This window comes from Ruegeria sp. CDSA241, assembly GCF_059611265.1.
In genome coordinates this window covers 155794-172110 of record NZ_JBXWPF010000009.1, presented here as the reverse complement: position 1 = coordinate 172110, position 16317 = coordinate 155794, and the positions used below count along the sequence as shown (strand labels likewise).

The 16317-nt window shown below is 55.8% G+C and carries 17 protein-coding genes; 9 read left to right on the top strand and 8 right to left on the bottom strand.

The window, feature by feature from the left end; all coding sequences use genetic code 11:
- Window positions 1-40: 40 nt before the first annotated feature.
- From AC2FJV_RS10520 to AC2FJV_RS10495, 6 genes are all read left to right on the top strand, one after another.
- A complete protein-coding gene (locus tag AC2FJV_RS10520; RefSeq protein ID WP_281995093.1) occupies window positions 41-778 on the top strand; it encodes a GntR family transcriptional regulator in 738 nt (245 codons plus the stop codon).
- Window positions 775-1827: an aldo/keto reductase gene (locus AC2FJV_RS10515; protein ID WP_496689342.1), complete on the top strand. Its 1053-nt coding sequence runs from the start codon at window positions 775-777 to the stop codon at window positions 1825-1827. The genes AC2FJV_RS10520 and AC2FJV_RS10515 overlap by 4 nt, the downstream gene beginning before the upstream one ends.
- Window positions 1817-2245, top strand: a complete 429-nt coding sequence (locus AC2FJV_RS10510) for an RbsD/FucU family protein (protein WP_142636301.1) — start codon at window positions 1817-1819, stop codon at window positions 2243-2245. Before AC2FJV_RS10515 ends, AC2FJV_RS10510 begins: the two co-directional genes overlap by 11 nt.
- Window positions 2242-3072, top strand: coding sequence for an amidohydrolase family protein (locus AC2FJV_RS10505; protein WP_496689340.1), 831 nt, complete (start codon window positions 2242-2244; stop codon window positions 3070-3072). The genes AC2FJV_RS10510 and AC2FJV_RS10505 overlap by 4 nt, the downstream gene beginning before the upstream one ends.
- A gap of 86 nt (window positions 3073-3158) precedes the next feature.
- A complete protein-coding gene (locus AC2FJV_RS10500; protein ID WP_496689339.1) occupies window positions 3159-3914 on the top strand; it encodes an SDR family oxidoreductase in 756 nt (251 codons plus the stop codon).
- A gap of 19 nt (window positions 3915-3933) precedes the next feature.
- Window positions 3934-4776 carry a fumarylacetoacetate hydrolase family protein gene (locus AC2FJV_RS10495; RefSeq protein ID WP_496693755.1) on the top strand — a complete coding sequence of 281 codons (843 nt, stop codon included), beginning with the start codon at window positions 3934-3936 and terminating at the stop codon, window positions 4774-4776.
- A 32-nt stretch (window positions 4777-4808) separates the two neighbouring features.
- Here the strand turns inward: AC2FJV_RS10495 and AC2FJV_RS10490 are convergent, their stop codons facing one another.
- Window positions 4809-5846 carry a GlxA family transcriptional regulator gene (locus AC2FJV_RS10490; RefSeq protein ID WP_496689336.1) on the bottom strand — a complete coding sequence of 346 codons (1038 nt, stop codon included), beginning with the start codon at window positions 5844-5846 and terminating at the stop codon, window positions 4809-4811.
- Window positions 5847-6003: 157 nt separating this feature from the next.
- On the opposite strand from AC2FJV_RS10490, the gene AC2FJV_RS10485 reads away from it, so the two are divergent.
- The gene (locus AC2FJV_RS10485; RefSeq protein WP_496713647.1) at window positions 6004-6681 is read left to right on the top strand and encodes a GntR family transcriptional regulator; all 678 of its coding nucleotides are present in this window, start codon (window positions 6004-6006) and stop codon (window positions 6679-6681) included.
- 1 nt (window position 6682) lies between these two features.
- Here AC2FJV_RS10485 and AC2FJV_RS10480 read toward each other — a convergent pair whose 3' ends face one another.
- The 7 genes from AC2FJV_RS10480 to AC2FJV_RS10450 all read right to left on the bottom strand — a co-directional run bounded on the left by AC2FJV_RS10480 (window position 6683) and on the right by AC2FJV_RS10450 (window position 14256).
- Window positions 6683-7639 carry an ABC transporter ATP-binding protein gene (locus tag AC2FJV_RS10480; RefSeq protein WP_281972919.1) on the bottom strand — a complete coding sequence of 319 codons (957 nt, stop codon included), beginning with the start codon at window positions 7637-7639 and terminating at the stop codon, window positions 6683-6685.
- The gene (locus AC2FJV_RS10475; RefSeq protein ID WP_142636312.1) at window positions 7636-8613 is read right to left on the bottom strand and encodes an ABC transporter ATP-binding protein; all 978 of its coding nucleotides are present in this window, start codon (window positions 8611-8613) and stop codon (window positions 7636-7638) included. Before AC2FJV_RS10475 ends, AC2FJV_RS10480 begins: the two co-directional genes overlap by 4 nt.
- A 4-nt stretch (window positions 8614-8617) precedes the next feature.
- The gene (locus AC2FJV_RS10470) at window positions 8618-9520 is read right to left on the bottom strand and encodes an ABC transporter permease subunit (RefSeq protein WP_185956667.1); all 903 of its coding nucleotides are present in this window, start codon (window positions 9518-9520) and stop codon (window positions 8618-8620) included.
- Window positions 9520-10527, bottom strand: a complete 1008-nt coding sequence (locus tag AC2FJV_RS10465; RefSeq protein ID WP_142636316.1) for an ABC transporter permease subunit — start codon at window positions 10525-10527, stop codon at window positions 9520-9522. Before AC2FJV_RS10465 ends, AC2FJV_RS10470 begins: the two co-directional genes overlap by 1 nt.
- Window positions 10527-11621, bottom strand: a complete 1095-nt coding sequence (locus AC2FJV_RS10460) for a M24 family metallopeptidase (RefSeq protein ID WP_142636318.1) — start codon at window positions 11619-11621, stop codon at window positions 10527-10529. The genes AC2FJV_RS10465 and AC2FJV_RS10460 overlap by 1 nt, the downstream gene beginning before the upstream one ends.
- 65 nt (window positions 11622-11686) lie before the next feature.
- Complete coding sequence (locus tag AC2FJV_RS10455; protein ID WP_142636319.1) at window positions 11687-13270, bottom strand: ABC transporter substrate-binding protein; 1584 nt, start codon at window positions 13268-13270, stop codon at window positions 11687-11689.
- 368 nt (window positions 13271-13638) lie between these two features.
- Window positions 13639-14256: a TetR/AcrR family transcriptional regulator gene (locus AC2FJV_RS10450; protein WP_142636321.1), complete on the bottom strand. Its 618-nt coding sequence runs from the start codon at window positions 14254-14256 to the stop codon at window positions 13639-13641.
- A 193-nt stretch (window positions 14257-14449) separates the two neighbouring features.
- Between AC2FJV_RS10450 and AC2FJV_RS10445 the strand changes: the two genes are divergently transcribed.
- Together AC2FJV_RS10445 and fghA are read left to right on the top strand one after the other, a co-directional pair.
- On the top strand, window positions 14450-15379 hold the full coding sequence (locus AC2FJV_RS10445) for an AEC family transporter (protein WP_142636323.1): 930 nt from the start codon (window positions 14450-14452) through the stop codon (window positions 15377-15379).
- Window positions 15380-15483: 104 nt separating this feature from the next.
- A complete protein-coding gene (gene fghA / locus AC2FJV_RS10440) occupies window positions 15484-16317 on the top strand; it encodes an S-formylglutathione hydrolase (protein WP_142636325.1) in 834 nt (277 codons plus the stop codon).

Below are 16317 nucleotides of genomic sequence, written 5' to 3'. Positions count from 1 at the left end.
CACTTGTCAACTAACATGTTAGTATGCTAGGTCACCAAATATGAATAAACCACAGGACATAAACGCTCTGCACCTGCGCGATATTTCTACGTCTGAGGGCTCGTTGTCTCAGCGCGTTTACCTCTCAATCAAGCATGCAATCCTGTCGCTGGACTTCGCGCCGGGCGACAACCTCAGGAAGGCGCCGATATGCGAACGCCTTGGCGTTTCGCGTGCGCCCGTGACCGAGGCGATTGCCCGACTTGCTTCAGAGGGACTGGTGGATGTCGTGCCCCAATCCGGCACGCGCGTATCCTATTTCTCGATGTCCGAAATTCGCGAGGGCATGTTCCTGCGTGAAGCACTTGAACTTGCGACGGTCGCCAAAGTCGCGCGCGATTTGACCGAGGATCAGCGCAAGATACTGGGCCGCAACATGCGTCTGCAAGAGCTGCTGATCGAAGATGAAGATGTCCCCGGCTTTTACGAGGCGGATGAAGAATTCCACGGCCTGCTGATGAAATTCACAGGATTCAACAGGTTAAGCGACGTCGCGCAAACCGTTTCACTGCAAGTGACCAGAGCGCGAATGCTGCTGCTGCCTACCCCGGGCCGGGTGGTGGAAACGCTGGCCGAACACCGCGCCATTTTCAACGCGGTTCTTGAGAGAGATGAAAAAGCTGCACAGGACGCCATGCAACGTCATCTGGGGCAGTTGATGCCTCGGATTCAACGCTTGCAGCAGGAACAGTCCCACCTTTTCACGGACTCCCCTCATCCAATACGCGAGGCAGGATGACAGTTACCGCAACAGAGCTTCTAAATGGCCGCACGGCGCGACCCGTTCCGCTGACTCGGATGGGTTTTGGTGGCGCGCCTTTGGGGAATCTCTATCGCAAAGTATCAGACGAGGATGCGCAGGCTGCGCTGCAGGCAGCCTTTGATTTGGGTATCCGATTTTTTGACACCGCACCGCAATATGGGTTGGGCCGCTCCGAGCAACGATTTGGCCAGGCTATTGCCCGGTTCGGACGCGAAGAGATTCAACTTTCGACCAAGATCGGGCGTCTGCTGCTGGATTGCGCACCGCATCATGTCACACCCGAAGCCTTTGTTGATGTGCCGCAGAAACGTATCGTTTTCGACTATACCTATGACGGGGTCATGCGATCCTACGACGCCAGCCGCGACCGGTTGGGTGTCTCATGCGCCGATATCCTGCTTGTGCATGACGTCTGTGCGTTCAGTCAGGGCAGTCAGGAGGCATCTGATGCCAAGATCCGGGAACTGTTCGATGGCGGCGGATACAAAGCTCTGGTCGAACTTCGTGAAGCCGGTGAAATCTCCGCCATTGGAGCCGGTGTAAATGAATGGCAGGTCTGCGAAAGATTATTGGGCTTGGGCGACTTTGACGGGTTTCTTCTGGCAGGCCGTTATACCCTCTTGGAACAAGACGCTTTAGACAGCTTTCTACCCCTTTGCGAAAAGCGGGACGTGGGCATAATTCTTGGCGGGCCGTACAACTCGGGTATCCTCGCAACCGGCGCTGTTTCCGGTGCGAAATACAATTATGCTGATGCACCCGAAGACATCCTTGCCCGAGTTCGCCAGATCGAGGCTGTCTGCTCAGCCCATGATACACCACTGATCGCTGCTGCCTTGCAATTTGTCCTTGGCCATCCCTGCGTCAAAACCGTTGTCCCCGGCGCGGTGAATGCGGCCGAGGTGCAGGCCAATGCGGCCCTGCTCGAACGTCAAATCCCCGCTGCGCTTTGGTCTGATCTGTGTTCGGAAGGATTGATCCGTTCCGACGCCCCCCTTCCCGGAGAGACTGCCTATGCTGCGTAATATTGATCCCATCCTGTCGCCTGACCTGTTGTACACCCTGCGCGCTATGGGGCATGGCGATGAAATCGTGATTGCGGATGCGAATTTCCCCGGCTCCAGCTCTGGGCCGGGCTGCATACGTGCCGACGGGTCAAGCGCCAGCGAAATCCTAAGAGCTATTTTGTCTGTCATGCCGTTGGACACATTTGTGCCTGACCCGGCCCTGACCATGCAGGTTGTTGGCGATCCGGATGCTATACCAGAGGCCATAGCCGATTTTCAGACCATTATCAGCGAAATAGCGGACCACCCGGCCACGATACAGGGCCTTGAACGTTTCGCCTTTTACGACCGGGCGGCCACAGCTTTTGCGATCGTGCAAACCGGCGAACGTCGGCTGTATGGCAACATCATCCTGAAAAAGGGTGTTCTTGGATGAAGATCGACGCCCATCAGCATTTTTGGACATTGGCGCGCGAAGACTATGGCTGGCTGACACCGGATCTGGGGCCGATTTACGCGGATTTCGCGCCCGCGGATCTGGCCCCATTGCTGAAAGGAGCGGGAATTGACGGTACGGTCTTAGTACAGGCTGCGCCGACAGCTGCTGAGACCGAATATCTGCTGTCACTCGCCGAGCAGGCCCCGTTCATAAAAGGCGTTGTCGGATGGGTTGATTTTGAGGCCGCCGACGCACCGGAACAAATCGCACGACTGGCTGCCCACCCGGTTTTTGTCGGTTTGCGCCCCATGGTTCAGGACATTCCCGACCCATTATGGATGCTCAAGGATGGGCTGACACCGGCTTTTGACTCTCTGCAACAGTCAAACCTTACCTTTGATGCGCTGACCCTGCCGCGACATCTGGGGCCGCTTCAACAGCTGCTGGATCGGCACCCACATATGCGCACGGTGATTGATCACGGTGCCAAGCCCCTGATCCGGGAGGGAGTCATGGAGGGCTGGCAAGAAGACATGTCGACATTGGCCCGAAATACAAATGCCTGGTGCAAACTTTCCGGGTTGGTGACCGAGGCCGGGGCGAATTGGACGGTAGAAGATTTGAAGCCTTATGTGAATCACCTGCTGAACACATTCGGGCCCTATCGCCTGATCTGGGGCAGCGACTGGCCGGTTTGCACATTAAACAGCAGTTATGAACGATGGCTCGAGGCGACCGATACGCTGTTAACCGGTCTGTCACCACACGAGCATCAGGCGATACGGGGCGGTAATGCTGCCCATGCCTATGATCTCAGGAACTAGATTGATCTTTCCGAGGCTGTATGCCGATGGGATTTTGCCGTCGTGGTTCCCAGAAGCTTGGATTTTAGAAGGAGAGTGAATTAGATATGACATCATCCGAAAACCTTGGCCGTCTGGCTGGAAAAACTGCTCTGATCACCGCCGCGGGACAGGGCATAGGGCGTGCAACAGCCGAATTGTTCGCCGCCGAAGGTGCACAGGTTTTTGCCAGCGACATTAATGATACCTCTCTGGCAGAGTTGCAAAATATCCAAGGCGTTACGTCGGTAAAACTTGACGTAACCGATACGGCGGCAGTGCAGGACTTCGTCGCGGGCACGCCCCCGTTGGATGTTTTGTTCAACTGCGCAGGATATGTGGCTGGCGGGTCCATTCTGGAATGTGATGAACGTGACTGGGATTCCAGTTTTGAGCTGAACGTCAAATCGATGTACCGGCTGATCCAATGTGCCCTGCCAACAATGCTGGAACATGGTGGCGGGTCTATCATCAACATGTCTTCGGTCGCCTCTTCGTTGAAGGGCGTTCCAAACAGGTTTGCATACTGCGCCTCGAAAGCCGCCGTAATCGGACTGACGAAATCGATCGCAGCCGATTTCGTTACTCAAGGCATCCGGTGCAATGCGATCTGCCCCGGCACTGTCGACAGCCCCAGCTTGCACGACCGGTTGCGCGCAACTGGGGATTACGAGAAAGCAATGACTGATTTTATCGCGCGGCAACCCATGGGCCGCATCGGAACCGCAGATGAGATCGCGGAACTTGCGCTCTATCTGGCCAGCGATGCCAGCAAATACACAACCGGACAGCCCTTTGCCATTGATGGCGGCTGGACGATCTGAAGCAAATGAGGAATGTGAAATGAAATTGCTACGATACGGCCCAGCAGGCGCGGAAAAGCCGGGCATAGTTGATAAAGACGGCACTATCCGGGACCTGTCGGGGATCGTCGCCGACATTGCTGGGGAAGCGCTTAGCGATGAAACCCTCGCACGGCTGCGCGCGCTGGATCTTGAAACCCTGCCACCCGTCGATGCCGACAGCCGTATCGGCGCCTGTGTTGGACGTGTCGGCAAGTTCATCTGCATCGGTTTAAACTTTGCCGATCACGCGGCCGAAAGCGGCATGGACCTACCTGCTGAGCCGGTGGTCTTTTTCAAAGCGACATCCGCCATCATAGGCCCCGATGACACCGTTGAAATCCCCCGCGGGTCAGTCAAGACCGATTGGGAGGTGGAACTGGGCGTCGTCATCGGAAAAGAAGCAAAATACATCTCGGAGGATGAAGCACTGGCCCATGTGGCAGGATATTGTGTGATCAATGACCTGTCAGAACGGGATTTTCAGCTGCACCGTTCAGGTCAGTGGGTCAAAGGTAAATCCGCAGATACGTTCGGCCCAATCGGTCCCTGGCTGGTGACACGGGACGAAATCCCTGATCCCCAAGACCTGCCAATGTATCTTGAGGTGAACGGGCATCGGTATCAGGATGGCTCGACCAGAACGATGCATTTCAGTGTCACAGCGGTGATCTCGCACCTGTCGCAGTTCATGTCACTGCAACCCGGCGACGTGATCTCGACCGGGACACCCCCCGGTGTGGGTCTGGGGCAAAATCCGCAGGTTTACCTCAAACCTGGTGACAAGATGGAACTGGGGATCGAAGGTCTGGGGGTTCAACGTCAGAACGTCATACAGGGATAGTCCCAGGGACCTATCAAGTGGTGCTCATCCAGTTATTCTTGGTGGGTTTCCTCGGACCAGGATCGCCGGAAATTATGCGGTGATATTCTGAATCGGTTCCGGAAATGCACAGAAAGCCTATCCGTACTGGAAAACCCGGATGCAAAGGCTATCTCAGAAACGCTCAGGTTTGTTTCATTCAACAGGGCAAAAGCACGGTCCAGCCTGAGTTCATTATAGAACCGTCCCGGTGACATGTTAGTGTGCTGCCTGAACAGCCGCTCCATATGCCGCCGGGACAGGGACGCCTGATCCGCTATTGCCTCGAGGCTGAGCTGCGTTTCAATATTTTCGCGCATGATTTGCACCGCTTCGATCAATTTGGCATTTCGCGTGCCCAAAAGCGCCGAAACCGGCGATACCTGTTTGCTGCCGCCTTCTCCCAGCCTTCTGTGCAGGCACATTTCCGAAACGTTGTTCGCCAAGGCGTTGCCAAACAATTCCTCGATAACTTCAAGCATCATGTCAGTGCTGGCGTGCCCGCCCCCGCATGTTCTAAGTTTCCTGTCAATTTCATAGAGGTTCTGGGTCGGCTCCATTGTTGGGAAGTTCTCACAAAAGCCAGGCCGGTTTTCCCAATGGACGGTAAAGTTTCTGGTTCCGATCACGCCCGCCTTTGCTAAGGCAAATGCACCGGTACAAATCCCACCGAACTCACATCCATGCGCCTTTTGTCGCCGAATCCAGTTCAGGACATTTGTGTTGAAAGACCTCATCGGTTGCGTTCCGGAACACACAAAGACAAACGCTCCCTTCTCCAGGTCATGGACCGAGTGATCCGCCTGAACACGTATGCCGTTGGAACAGGTCACAGGTTCTCCGTCGGTGGAGAGCACGTACCACTCGAACAGCTGCTTTCTGGACAGTTGATTTGATATGCGCAGAGGCTCAATCGCGGCACTGAAAGCCAGCATCGTCGTGTTGGGTAAAAGCAGAAAATAGAAGGCCTTGGGCGGCCCGTCATAGGAAACGTCCACGGAAATTGCGCCTTTTGGCAAAAAGCGCGGATTATCCATACGATCCTCTTTCATGTTTAATCCTTATAGAACGTGACCATTTTTACTGTGGCAGCCGAGGCGGCTTGAAATCAATCAACACTTTATATTCATTAGTGAATGCAAGGCTCTTGGAAAATCGGTGTCTATTTTGTATTTTGGATACAAAATTACACCAGCAGAGACTGTAACAATGCCAAGAACCCGCGCAATTCCCAGGCAAAGTTTGCCCGATGTCATCACAAATGACCTGCGCGAGCGGATTCTAAGCGGTGAGATGGCAGAAGGTGAAGCCATCCGTCAAGAAGCCCTGGCAGAAGACTATGACGTGTCACGCATGCCCATACGAGAAGCGTTAAAACGGCTTGATGCAGAGGGTCTTGTGCAGCTGACCAACAATCGCGGCGCTGCGGTGACAAGACATTCGCTGTCAGAAATCGGTGAGATATTTGACCTGCGGATAATGTTGGAGGTCGACCTGTTCAGGCGTGCAATTCCACAGATGACCGAGGCAAATTTTGCCGAATGTGAAAGGTTTCTGGACGAAATGGAAACGTCCTACGAAGCCTATGATGTCGGGCGGTGGGGTGGTTTGAACTACGAATACCACAATGCGCTTTACGCTGCAGCACGCCGTGGGATCACCAATGATATACTACAACGGATCAATCTACAGTCCGATCGCTATGTCCGTATGCACCTGAGCGTTATGGAACAACGCGAGCCCGCGAAAAAGGACCATCGCCAACTGCTGACGCTGGCCGAGAATGGGCAAGTTGAGGAAGCCTGCGCGCTGTTGACCCAACATATTGGGCGTACAAAAGACCATTTGCTTGCGATGGTCACCGCAACGCGCAGTTCCGAGAGCTAACCTAACCCAGCGGATGCAGGCATGCAGCCTGATGGGTTGTTCCTTGCAGATCGGGTGGTGCCGCACGGCATTCGTCAGTTGCCAGCCAGCATCGCTGAGCAAAGGCACATCCCTTGGGGATATTCATCGGTGAGGGCAACTCACCTTCCAGCTTGATCCGTTCCTTACGCGCCTCGGGGTCGGCACGCGGTGTCGTCGACAACAACGCTTTGGAGTAAGGATGCCGGGGCGCCGCGAACAACTGTTCTTTCGGAGCTTTCTCGACTGCGCGTCCCAGATACATGACAATTACGTCATCAGCGAAATGCTTCACCACAGACAGGTCATGCGAGATGAACAGGTAGGCCAGGTTCAGACGCTCTTGCAGTTCAACCAGCAGGTTCAGGATTTGTGACTGGATCGAAACATCCAGCGCCGATACCGGCTCATCCAAAACCAGAACCTTGGGGTTCAGCATCAGGGCTCGGGCAATCGCAATCCGCTGCCGTTGGCCACCCGAAAACATGTGGGGGTAGCGATCATAATGCTCGGGGCGCAGACCGACAAGATCAATCATTTCGCGTGCGCGAGTTTCCCGTTCCGCAGCGGTCATATCGGGCCGGTTGATGATCAGAGGTTCCTGCAGGATCTGACCGATCCGTTGTCGCGGATTAAGCGAACCATAGGGATCCTGAAACACGATCTGCACGTTTTCGCGCATCTCAGCCCATTTTGAAGGGGTGATATCGACACCGTCGATGGTCAGTGTTCCCGAAGTGGGCTCTTCAATCATCGTTACGACGCGAGCGAGGGTGGATTTACCGCACCCGGACTCTCCTACAATGGCCAGCGTCTTACCAGGCTCTAGGGCAAAATCCACACCGGACAGGGCTTTGACCGTTGCCGATTTCGACAGCAATCCCCCTTTGACCTCATAGTGCCGGGCCAACGCGTTTGCCTGAACGATCGGGGCGGTCATGCCAATTCTCCAGCGGTGATTTCCTTGACGTGGTGACAGCGGGCCTTGCCGAAATCTGCTCCATGCGGAGCGGGTGGTGTGTTCCGGCACAAGTCATCGGCGAATTGGCATCGCGGGCTGAACAAGCAACCTTTGGGACGGTCAAATTGACCAGGAACAACACCTGGAATCGTCGGCAGCAATTTCGAAGTTGCCCGTTCAGGCAAAGCGTTCAGCAAAGCTGAGGTATAAGGATGGCGCGGTGTGCGGAACAGATCGCGTACCGGCTGTTCCTCGACCTTTTGACCGGCATATTGGACCTGAACCCGCTCGGCGGTTTCTGCCACAACACCCATGTCATGGGTAATCAGAACAAGGCCCATCCCCTGCTCATCGCGCAATCGGACCAACAGATCCAGAATCTGCGCCTGAATCGTTACATCAAGCGCGGTAGTGGGTTCGTCCGCGATCAGAAGTTTCGGGGTGCAGGCAATCGCCATCGCGATCATGACCCGCTGATTCATGCCGCCCGACATCTGGTGAGGAAACGTATTCAGGCGGCTCTCGGGTGCCGGGATACCCACCAGGTCAAACAGCTCAATCGCGCGCTGATGACGGTCTTTGCGGTTTAGTCCCAAATGGATACGCAGTGCTTCCTTGATCTGGAAACCGACCGTGAAACAGGGGTTTAGCGAAGACATCGGCTCTTGAAAGATCATGGCAATATCTTTGCCGATGATCTTGCGCCGATCCCGTGCCGAGATTTTGGTCAGGTCGCGACCCTCAAAGCTCATTTCATCTGCCGTGATCGTCGCCGTCCATGGCAGCAACCCCATCAGCGCCAGCATTGAAACGGATTTCCCCGAGCCGCTTTCCCCGACAATGGCCATCAACTCGCCCTTGTTGACAGACAGATCAACGCCATCCACAGCGCGGAACTCACCCGACGCAGTAGCAAACTCGACCGAAAGATTTCGGATTTCCAACAGGCTCATGTCGTCAGCTCCGTTTCAGCTTGGGGTCCAGCGCGTCGCGCAGACCGTCGCCCATCAGGTTGATTGCCAGCACCGTGACCAGAATGGCCAGGCCCGGGAAAGTTACCACCCACCACGCGCGCAGAATGAATTCGCGCGCTTCGGCCAGCATCGTACCCCATTCCGGCGTGGGCGGCTGCGCCCCCATGCCCAGAAAGCCAAGTGCCGCAGCATCCAGAATCGCGGTCGAGAAGGACAGCGCCGCCTGGACAATGATCGGCGCCAGACAGTTCGGCAGCACGGTTTTGAACATCAGGCGTGCCTTGCTTGCACCGGCCACACGAGCCGAGGTCACATAATCCTTTTGCCGTTCGGCCAGAACCGAGGCGCGGGTGAGGCGCACGTAATGTGGTTGAAACACAATGGCGATGGCGATCATTGCATTGGTCAGAGACGGGCCCAGAATGGCGACCAGAACCAGTGCCAGCAGCAGCGACGGAAAGGACAAGATAATATCCATCACGCGCATGATCATCGTATCGACCCATTTGGGTGCAAACCCGGATAGCAGGCCAAGAACCACACCGCCTGACACGGCCACACAAACCACGACGATCCCGACAAAGAAGGAATAGCGAGATCCCATAATCAGCCGCGAAAGCATATCCCGGCCGAGTGGATCAGTCCCCAGCGGGAAGGCCCAACTGCCGCCTTCCTGCCACGCCGGAGGCTGCAGGATATGCTCGCGGAACTGTTCGGTTGGATCGTAGGGGGCCAGCAAAGGTGCGAAGGCAGCACAAAAGACAAAGGCAGCGAATACCCACAGGCCAATCACCGCGCCGCGGTTTTCACTGAAATAAAACCAGAATTCGCGCAAGGCGCTTGGGCGGTCTTCGGTTTTGGGTGCATTTGCGGATAGTTCAGCCATCACCGCCTCCGGATTTTTGGATTGATGATGCCATAAAGGACATCGACCAGTAGGTTCACCAGCATCACGATCACGGCGATCATCAGAAGACCGCCCTGCACCACCGGGTAATCGCGCCGGAAGATGCTGTCGACCATCCACTTGCCTATGCCCGGCCAGCTAAAGATCGTCTCGGTCAGAATTGCACCAGCCAGCAAAGTTCCAACCGACAGGCCGATCACCGTAATCACGGGGATCAACGCATTACGCAGAGCATGCAGCCCGTTGATCCGAGTGGGTGACAGGCCTTTTGCCCGCGCGGTACGAATGTAGTCCTCGCCCAGAACCTCAAGCATCGCCGAGCGCGTCTGACGCGCAATGACAGCCAGCGGGATCGTCCCCAGAACAATCGTTGGCAGAATCAAATGCCGAACAGCCGACGTGAATGCCCCGGGTTGCCCCGACAAGAGACTGTCGATCAGCATAAAGCCGGTCACGCTGGGGAAGTAATACAGAAGGTCGATCCGACCCGAAACAGGTGTCCAGCCCAAATTGCCCGAGAACACGATGATCAGCAGCAGCGCCCACCAGAAGATAGGCATCGAATATCCCACCAGCGCAGATGACATCAGCGCCCGATCAAAGAATTTGCCCCGGTTGACTGCGGCAATGACACCGGCGGGCAACCCAAGGGCCACCGCGAAGATCATCGCGCAGATTGACAACTCCAGCGTCGCTGGGAACAGGGCAAAAAACTCGTCCCAGACCGGTTTCTTGGTGACAAAGCTTTCGCCCAGATCGCCCTGCATAACGCCGGTCAGATAGTCCCAATATTGTTGGAGTACCGGCTTGTCGAAGCCCAGTTTGACCACCATTTCCTGATAGCGTTCCTCGGACATTCCGCGTTCACCGGCCATGACGATGATCGGATCACCGGGCAAAACCCGAATGAACATGAAGGAGATAAGCGTTACACCCAGGAACGTCGGAATGAACATACCGAGACGAGAAAGAAAGTAGCCAAACATCAGCGACCTATGATTGTGAGATCTTTGGGAAAGTGGGTCAGCGACCGACAGCCATCCCCTGTAACAAGCACGTCATCTTCTATGCGCACGCCGAAATTGTCCAGCGCGTAAAGGCCCGGCTCGTTTGTCCAAACCATGCCCGGCAGGATTTTCTGGTCGTTTCCACGCATGATATACGGCGCTTCGTGAACGTCGCGGCCCAGCCCGTGGCCCGTTTTGGTGCGGATCCGGTCGGCATAGGGTGACGCTTCGAGAACGCCGATCACGGCATCGTCGATATCATGCGCCGTGACACCGGGACGGCAGGCTTTGAACCCTGCCAGATTGGCGCGCAGAACGGTGTCATAGACCGCCCTGCCCTCGTCCGAGACCTCTTCGACAAAGAACGTGCGGGTGATGTCGGCGGCAAACCCATGTTTGCGGGCTCCGAAATCAAACAAAAGCGCATCGCCCGGTTTGATCTGGTAATCCGCCCGCGCCTTACCATGGGGCCGCGCCGAGTTATCCCCGGCGGCAACAATCGGCGAAAATGCCAGCGAGGCGGCGCCTTCCGCAAACAGCGCCTGAATCAAGGCCTGTTCAATCTGCAATTCGGTCTGACCGACGCGCACATCCGCAATCACGCGCTCTAATGCGCGTTCAGAGATGTCGATCGCGGCTTGAAGCGCTGCGATATCGTCTTCTGTCTTGATAATGCGCAAGCCAGAAATTTCACGCTCGGCATCGACAATCCGCAGGTCCGGTAACGCGTTGGTAAACGCTTTCGACACAAAGACTCGCATCACCTGCCCTTCCACAGCCAGCGATGTCAGCGGCATATGCTTGGCGAGGGCTGCAAAGGCGTCATCATATCCGGTCTGGTCGAACCAGTCGAAAACGGCGCCTTCAAATTCAACCAGGTCCCAACTGCCGAGCTCAAGGTTGGGAACGATGGCCGCAGGAGAACCTTCGCCGGGGACCACGACCACAAAGGGCCGCTCGTGGCTCATGAAAGGTTTTCCCAATGCGCGGGTGAAATTCGGGCCGGGCACAAGGGCCACGGCATCAACTGACATGTCCTTTGCCAGTTGACGGTACTCGGACAAATTCGGCATCAGGGCCGACCTCCAATAAGAAACCGGAGCCGCCACGCGGGCGGCTCCGGTCGGTAAGTGATGAATTATTCGACGCTCACACCGTAGAAGATGTGGCCGCCCAGCGGGTGCACTTTATAGCCCTGCACTTCGTTGCGCATCGGCATAAAGACCACCGAGTGTGCGATCGTTGCCCAAGGCGCCTGCTCTTTGAAGACCACCTGAGCGTCTTCGTACAGCTTGGTGCGTTCGGCCTGATCGGTGGACTGCTTGGCCTTGAGGATCAGCTCTTCGAAGGGCTCGTGGCACCACTGCGCCCGGTTCGAGGCTTCGCGTCCGTCACAACCCAGCAGAACCGCCAGGAAGTTGTCTGGATCGCCATTGTCACCGGTCCAACCCAGCAGAACGGCTCCGTCACGGTCCAGATCTTTCGAACGCGACAGGTATTCACCCCATTCATAGGACACGATTTCGACGTCGACACCAACCTTGGCAAAATCCGCTTGGATCAGCTCGGCCATACGGCGTGCATTCGGGTTATAGGGACGCTGTACCGGCATAGCCCAAACCTTCATCGACAGGTCGGATACGCCTTCGGCTTCCAGCATCGCCTTGGCCGCTTCGGGATCATACGCGTCATCGGTGATGGCGTCGTTATAGCCCCACATGGTTGGCGGGATCGGGTTCTTGGCAACTTGGCCCGAGCCCTGGAACACGACGTCGATGATCGCATTCTTGTCGATCGCCATGTTCAGCGCCTTGCGGACCTTCGGATTGTCGAACGGTGCCATGGTGGTGTTGTAGGCGAGGTAGCCGACGTTCAGGCCTTCCTGCTCCAACATGTTGATATCTGCATCGTCCTGCATCGCCTGAATGTCGGCCGGGTTCGGATAAGGCATGATATGACATTCGCCCGCTTTCAGCTTTTGATAGCGAACCGATGCATCCGGCGTGATCGCGAAGATCAGGTTCTCCACATCCGCAGGGGCCTTCCAGTAGTCAGCATTCTGCGCATAGCGGATCACCGCGTCTTTCTGGTAGGCTACAAACGAGAACGGACCAGTCCCGATCGGTGCTGTGTTCAGCTTCTCAGGCGTACCCGCGGCCATCATCGCATCCGCATATTCCGCAGACAGGATCGAGGCAAAGTCCATCGCCATGTTGGCCACAAAAGGCGCTTCAGGCTTGGACAGGGTGAACTTCACTGTGTAGTCGTCGACTTTTTCAATCGACTCGACCAGGTCCGGCATACCCATGCCCTGGAAATATTCCCAGGTACCACCAGATACCTGATTATAGGCATGGCCTTCATCCTTCTGGCGCATGAACGAGAAGATCACGTCATCAGCATTGAAATCACGCGTCGGCGTGAATTCGTCATTCGAATGGAATTTGACGCCCTGACGCAATTTGAAGGTATATTCCAGACCATCATCGCTGGCCTCAACGCTTTCCGCCAGACCGGGGATAACATTGGTAGTACCGGTCTCAAACTCGAGCAGACGGTTGTAAATCGGGTGTGACGAGGCATCAAAGGTTGTCCCTGCGGTAAATAGCGCCGGGTCAAAGCCTTCGGGTGATCCTTCCGAGCAATATACCAAAGTATTTGCTTGGGCCGCAGCACTGGACAACGCAATCGCTGCAGTTGCGGCCATCAATCTAAGTTTCATGAGTTTCTCCCAGAAATGTTTTTTCTTCAGATTTTCGCGTTGTTCTAATTTCTAGTCAGAACAATCTTTGATGACTGTCACCGCAGCGAAATCCCTGCCCAATGTATCCAAAATACAAAATCCATTGTCAACTGAGTTCACCGCCCAGCGATCAGGAAGTAAAAAAGAGGGCAGGTACAGCGTTATGATTTGCCTGGTCGAGCCTGTTTTCTAACTGATTTCGGTTCTTTGGCGATTAGAGCCAAGCAGTGGCGAAGCCACCGGGCAGGAGCGTCCGAACTCTTGAATGCCATCAATCCTAAATGCCGCGGGCTTCAGGGATCGACCTCCACATCCATATCTTGAATCGAGTCGATCCGACCCAAATGTCAGGCGCCGTAACGGGCCATGAACATGTCGACAGCCTGCAGCGCGACCTCTTCAATCTCAGCCTCTGAAAAGCTGCTTTGAATGCCGAATGTGGATCGGGGCCAAAGGCGGACCTTGCACAATTCCGAAAACTGTTCAGCGGCAAATTGAAGGTCCTCGATAACCAATTCGCCTTTATTCACCGCTTTTTGCAGATATTCTGCAAGTTGCCGGGTGCCATTTTGCGGCCCCGCCTCATAGAAGGCGCGGCCAAGTTCGGGGAACCGATCTTGCTCGGCCACGCAGATGCGGAACACCTGCTGCGCAAAATCCGACACCAGAAATGCGGCCAGCTGGGTCGCAGCGATGGTCAGCACCTCGCGTGCGGGTTTTGTATCGTCAACCATCGAAACGACATTCTCGGCCATACGGCAGCATTCGTTCTGGGCGACCTCCATGAAAAGAAGACGCTTGTCCGGGAAATAGCTGTACAAAGTCGCCTTGGAAACGCCCGCCGCGCGCGCAATGTCATCTACACTAGCTCCTTCGAAACCATCTGCCATGAACACTGATCGGGCTCCTTGCAGGACCTGATCAAATTTTCGGCCTGTTCGCAAAATGGCAGTTGCTTCGGACATGCGCTCTCCTTCAGGGGTGAATTCGTCGAATCTATAAACTGATCAGTTCAGATACAACGATTCGCATAGGATTTCGGCCATGGGCAGGCGGGATTATGGTAATTTTTCCGTTAGGTCAGTCCGCGAAGGTCGTTCGGCGGGGCCTGATTGGCCAGGGGTTGCCGCCAGAGAAAACCGTGCTAACACTCTGGCCATGGCTGATATTTTTCTGCGTACGCTGCCGTTCTTTGCGATTATTGGCCTGGGGTATTGGGCTGGGCGCAGTCGGTTCTTTTCGGAAGAAGCCACGGCCTATCTGACGAAATTCGTGTTCTATTTCGCGCTTTCGGCAATGTTGTTCCGCTTTGCCGCCACCCTGCCCTTTGCCGAGATATTCGACGGCAGATTGGTCGCGGGCTATCTGCTGGGAACGCTTACGGTTTATGCTCTGGCCAGTCTGATCGCGTGGATGCGCGGCCTTGACATACCAACCTCGGCCGTCGAGGCCCAATGCGCTGCGATCGGCAATGTGGGCTTTCTGGGGCTGCCGATGCTTGCGCTTTTGTTCACCGAAGCAGCAATCGGCCCGGTCATGCTGGTATTGACTGTCGACCTTGTGGTGTTTTCCTCGCTGATCGTGATTTTGATCAATGCCGGACGCGATGGGCGGCTGACGCCGGCAACATTTAGGTTGATTGGCCTCGGTTTGCTCAAAAACCCGATGATCGTATCTATTTCAGCGGGGCTTTTGTGGTCAGCCTTCCAAATTCCCGTGCCCGTTCCACTGAACGATTTTCTGACAATCCTGGGCGGGGCAGCCACTCCGGGAGCCTTGTTTGCGATAGGGGCATCGCTCGCCAGCAAATCCGCCGAGCGTGTTCAGATCGCTGCCTGGCTGAGTTTTTGCAAACTGATCATTCATCCGCTCTGCGTTGCTGTTTTCGTAATCTGGCTGATCCCGGCGGAAAGCTTCTCGGCTTCGGTTGCCATTGCAGCGGCAGCACTGCCTGTCGCTGGGAATGTCTATATGCTGGCGGCCTATTACGGGGTCGCACCCCATCGGGCTTCGGCCGCAATTCTCTTGTCCACCGTGGTCAGCATCCTGACACTGCCGCTGGTGATTGCCATAGCCGGAACATTCTAAGCCACAGATAGGGAAAAATACTCGCTGGCCGCAGGAACACAGACTTTACGCACGGACCGAGTAACGATAGCCATGGCGCGAACCTAACGTAAGGACGGAACCAAATGGAAACCCTTTCGGAAAACGCTTGTTTCGGAGGCGTCCAGGGCGTCTATCGCCACGCCTCGGCTGCCTGCCAATGCGACATGACTTTTGGACTGTTCCTGCCCGCCGAGGCAAAGGACGGCCCGGTTCCGGTTCTGTGGTATCTGTCTGGCCTGACCTGCACCCATGAAAACGCCATGACCAAGGCCGGGGCGCAGGCCTGGGCCGCGGAACAGGGTATCGCCCTTGTTTTCCCTGACACATCCCCGCGCGGCGAAGGCGTCGCCGATCACGAGGACTACGATCTGGGCCAGGGCGCGGGGTTTTATGTGAATGCCACGCAATCACCCTGGGCACCGCACTTCAACATGTGGGACTATGTGGCCGAGGAATTGCCCGCTCTGCTGGTTGAAACCTTTGCAATCGACGCAGACCGCCAGGCCATTACCGGCCATTCCATGGGCGGCCATGGCGCCCTGACATTGGCAATGAACCTACCGGGTCGGTTCCGATCGGTTTCGGCATTTGCACCAATTTCAAACCCAACAAGCGCCGATTGGGGCCGCAAACAACTGAAGGCATATCTGGGCGATGACGCGGCCCAATGGGCCAAGCACGACGCATCGCTGATGATGAAGAACACCGGTTTCGACGGCCCTGTCCTGATCGACACCGGCGACAATGACCAGTTCATCGACCTGTTGCGCCCCGAGGCGCTGGCCCAGGCGATAGCCGAACGTCGCCAACAGGCAGTTTTCCGTCTGCAGCCCGGCTATGACCATTCTTACTTCTTTGTGTCGACCTTCATGGAAGACCACATCACTTTCCACGCCGAAGCACTGTATGGAGACTGA

Excerpts from the sequence above, each read along its gene's own strand:
- AC2FJV_RS10470 (WP_185956667.1), bottom strand. The coding sequence starts at position 9,520 with ATGGCTGAACTATCCGCAAATGCACCCAAAACCGAAGACCGCCCAAGC.
- AC2FJV_RS10480 (WP_281972919.1), bottom strand. The coding sequence starts at position 7,639 with ATGACCGCCCCGATCGTTCAGGCAAACGCGTTGGCCCGGCACTATGAG.
- AC2FJV_RS10465 (WP_142636316.1), bottom strand. The coding sequence starts at position 10,527 with ATGTTTGGCTACTTTCTTTCTCGTCTCGGTATGTTCATTCCGACGTTC.
- AC2FJV_RS10490 (WP_496689336.1), bottom strand. The coding sequence starts at position 5,846 with ATGAAAGAGGATCGTATGGATAATCCGCGCTTTTTGCCAAAAGGCGCA.
- AC2FJV_RS10505 (WP_496689340.1), top strand. The coding sequence starts at position 2,242 with ATGAAGATCGACGCCCATCAGCATTTTTGGACATTGGCGCGCGAAGAC.
- AC2FJV_RS10500 (WP_496689339.1), top strand. The coding sequence starts at position 3,159 with ATGACATCATCCGAAAACCTTGGCCGTCTGGCTGGAAAAACTGCTCTG.
- AC2FJV_RS10445 (WP_142636323.1), top strand. The coding sequence starts at position 14,450 with ATGGCTGATATTTTTCTGCGTACGCTGCCGTTCTTTGCGATTATTGGC.
- AC2FJV_RS10495 (WP_496693755.1), top strand. The coding sequence starts at position 3,934 with ATGAAATTGCTACGATACGGCCCAGCAGGCGCGGAAAAGCCGGGCATA.
- AC2FJV_RS10520 (WP_281995093.1), top strand. The coding sequence starts at position 41 with ATGAATAAACCACAGGACATAAACGCTCTGCACCTGCGCGATATTTCT.
- AC2FJV_RS10510 (WP_142636301.1), top strand. The coding sequence starts at position 1,817 with ATGCTGCGTAATATTGATCCCATCCTGTCGCCTGACCTGTTGTACACC.
- AC2FJV_RS10475 (WP_142636312.1), bottom strand. The coding sequence starts at position 8,613 with ATGAGCCTGTTGGAAATCCGAAATCTTTCGGTCGAGTTTGCTACTGCG.
- AC2FJV_RS10450 (WP_142636321.1), bottom strand. The coding sequence starts at position 14,256 with ATGTCCGAAGCAACTGCCATTTTGCGAACAGGCCGAAAATTTGATCAG.
- AC2FJV_RS10460 (WP_142636318.1), bottom strand. The coding sequence starts at position 11,621 with ATGCCGAATTTGTCCGAGTACCGTCAACTGGCAAAGGACATGTCAGTT.
- AC2FJV_RS10485 (WP_496713647.1), top strand. The coding sequence starts at position 6,004 with ATGCCAAGAACCCGCGCAATTCCCAGGCAAAGTTTGCCCGATGTCATC.
- AC2FJV_RS10515 (WP_496689342.1), top strand. The coding sequence starts at position 775 with ATGACAGTTACCGCAACAGAGCTTCTAAATGGCCGCACGGCGCGACCC.
- AC2FJV_RS10455 (WP_142636319.1), bottom strand. The coding sequence starts at position 13,270 with ATGAAACTTAGATTGATGGCCGCAACTGCAGCGATTGCGTTGTCCAGT.
- fghA (WP_142636325.1), top strand. The coding sequence starts at position 15,484 with ATGGAAACCCTTTCGGAAAACGCTTGTTTCGGAGGCGTCCAGGGCGTC.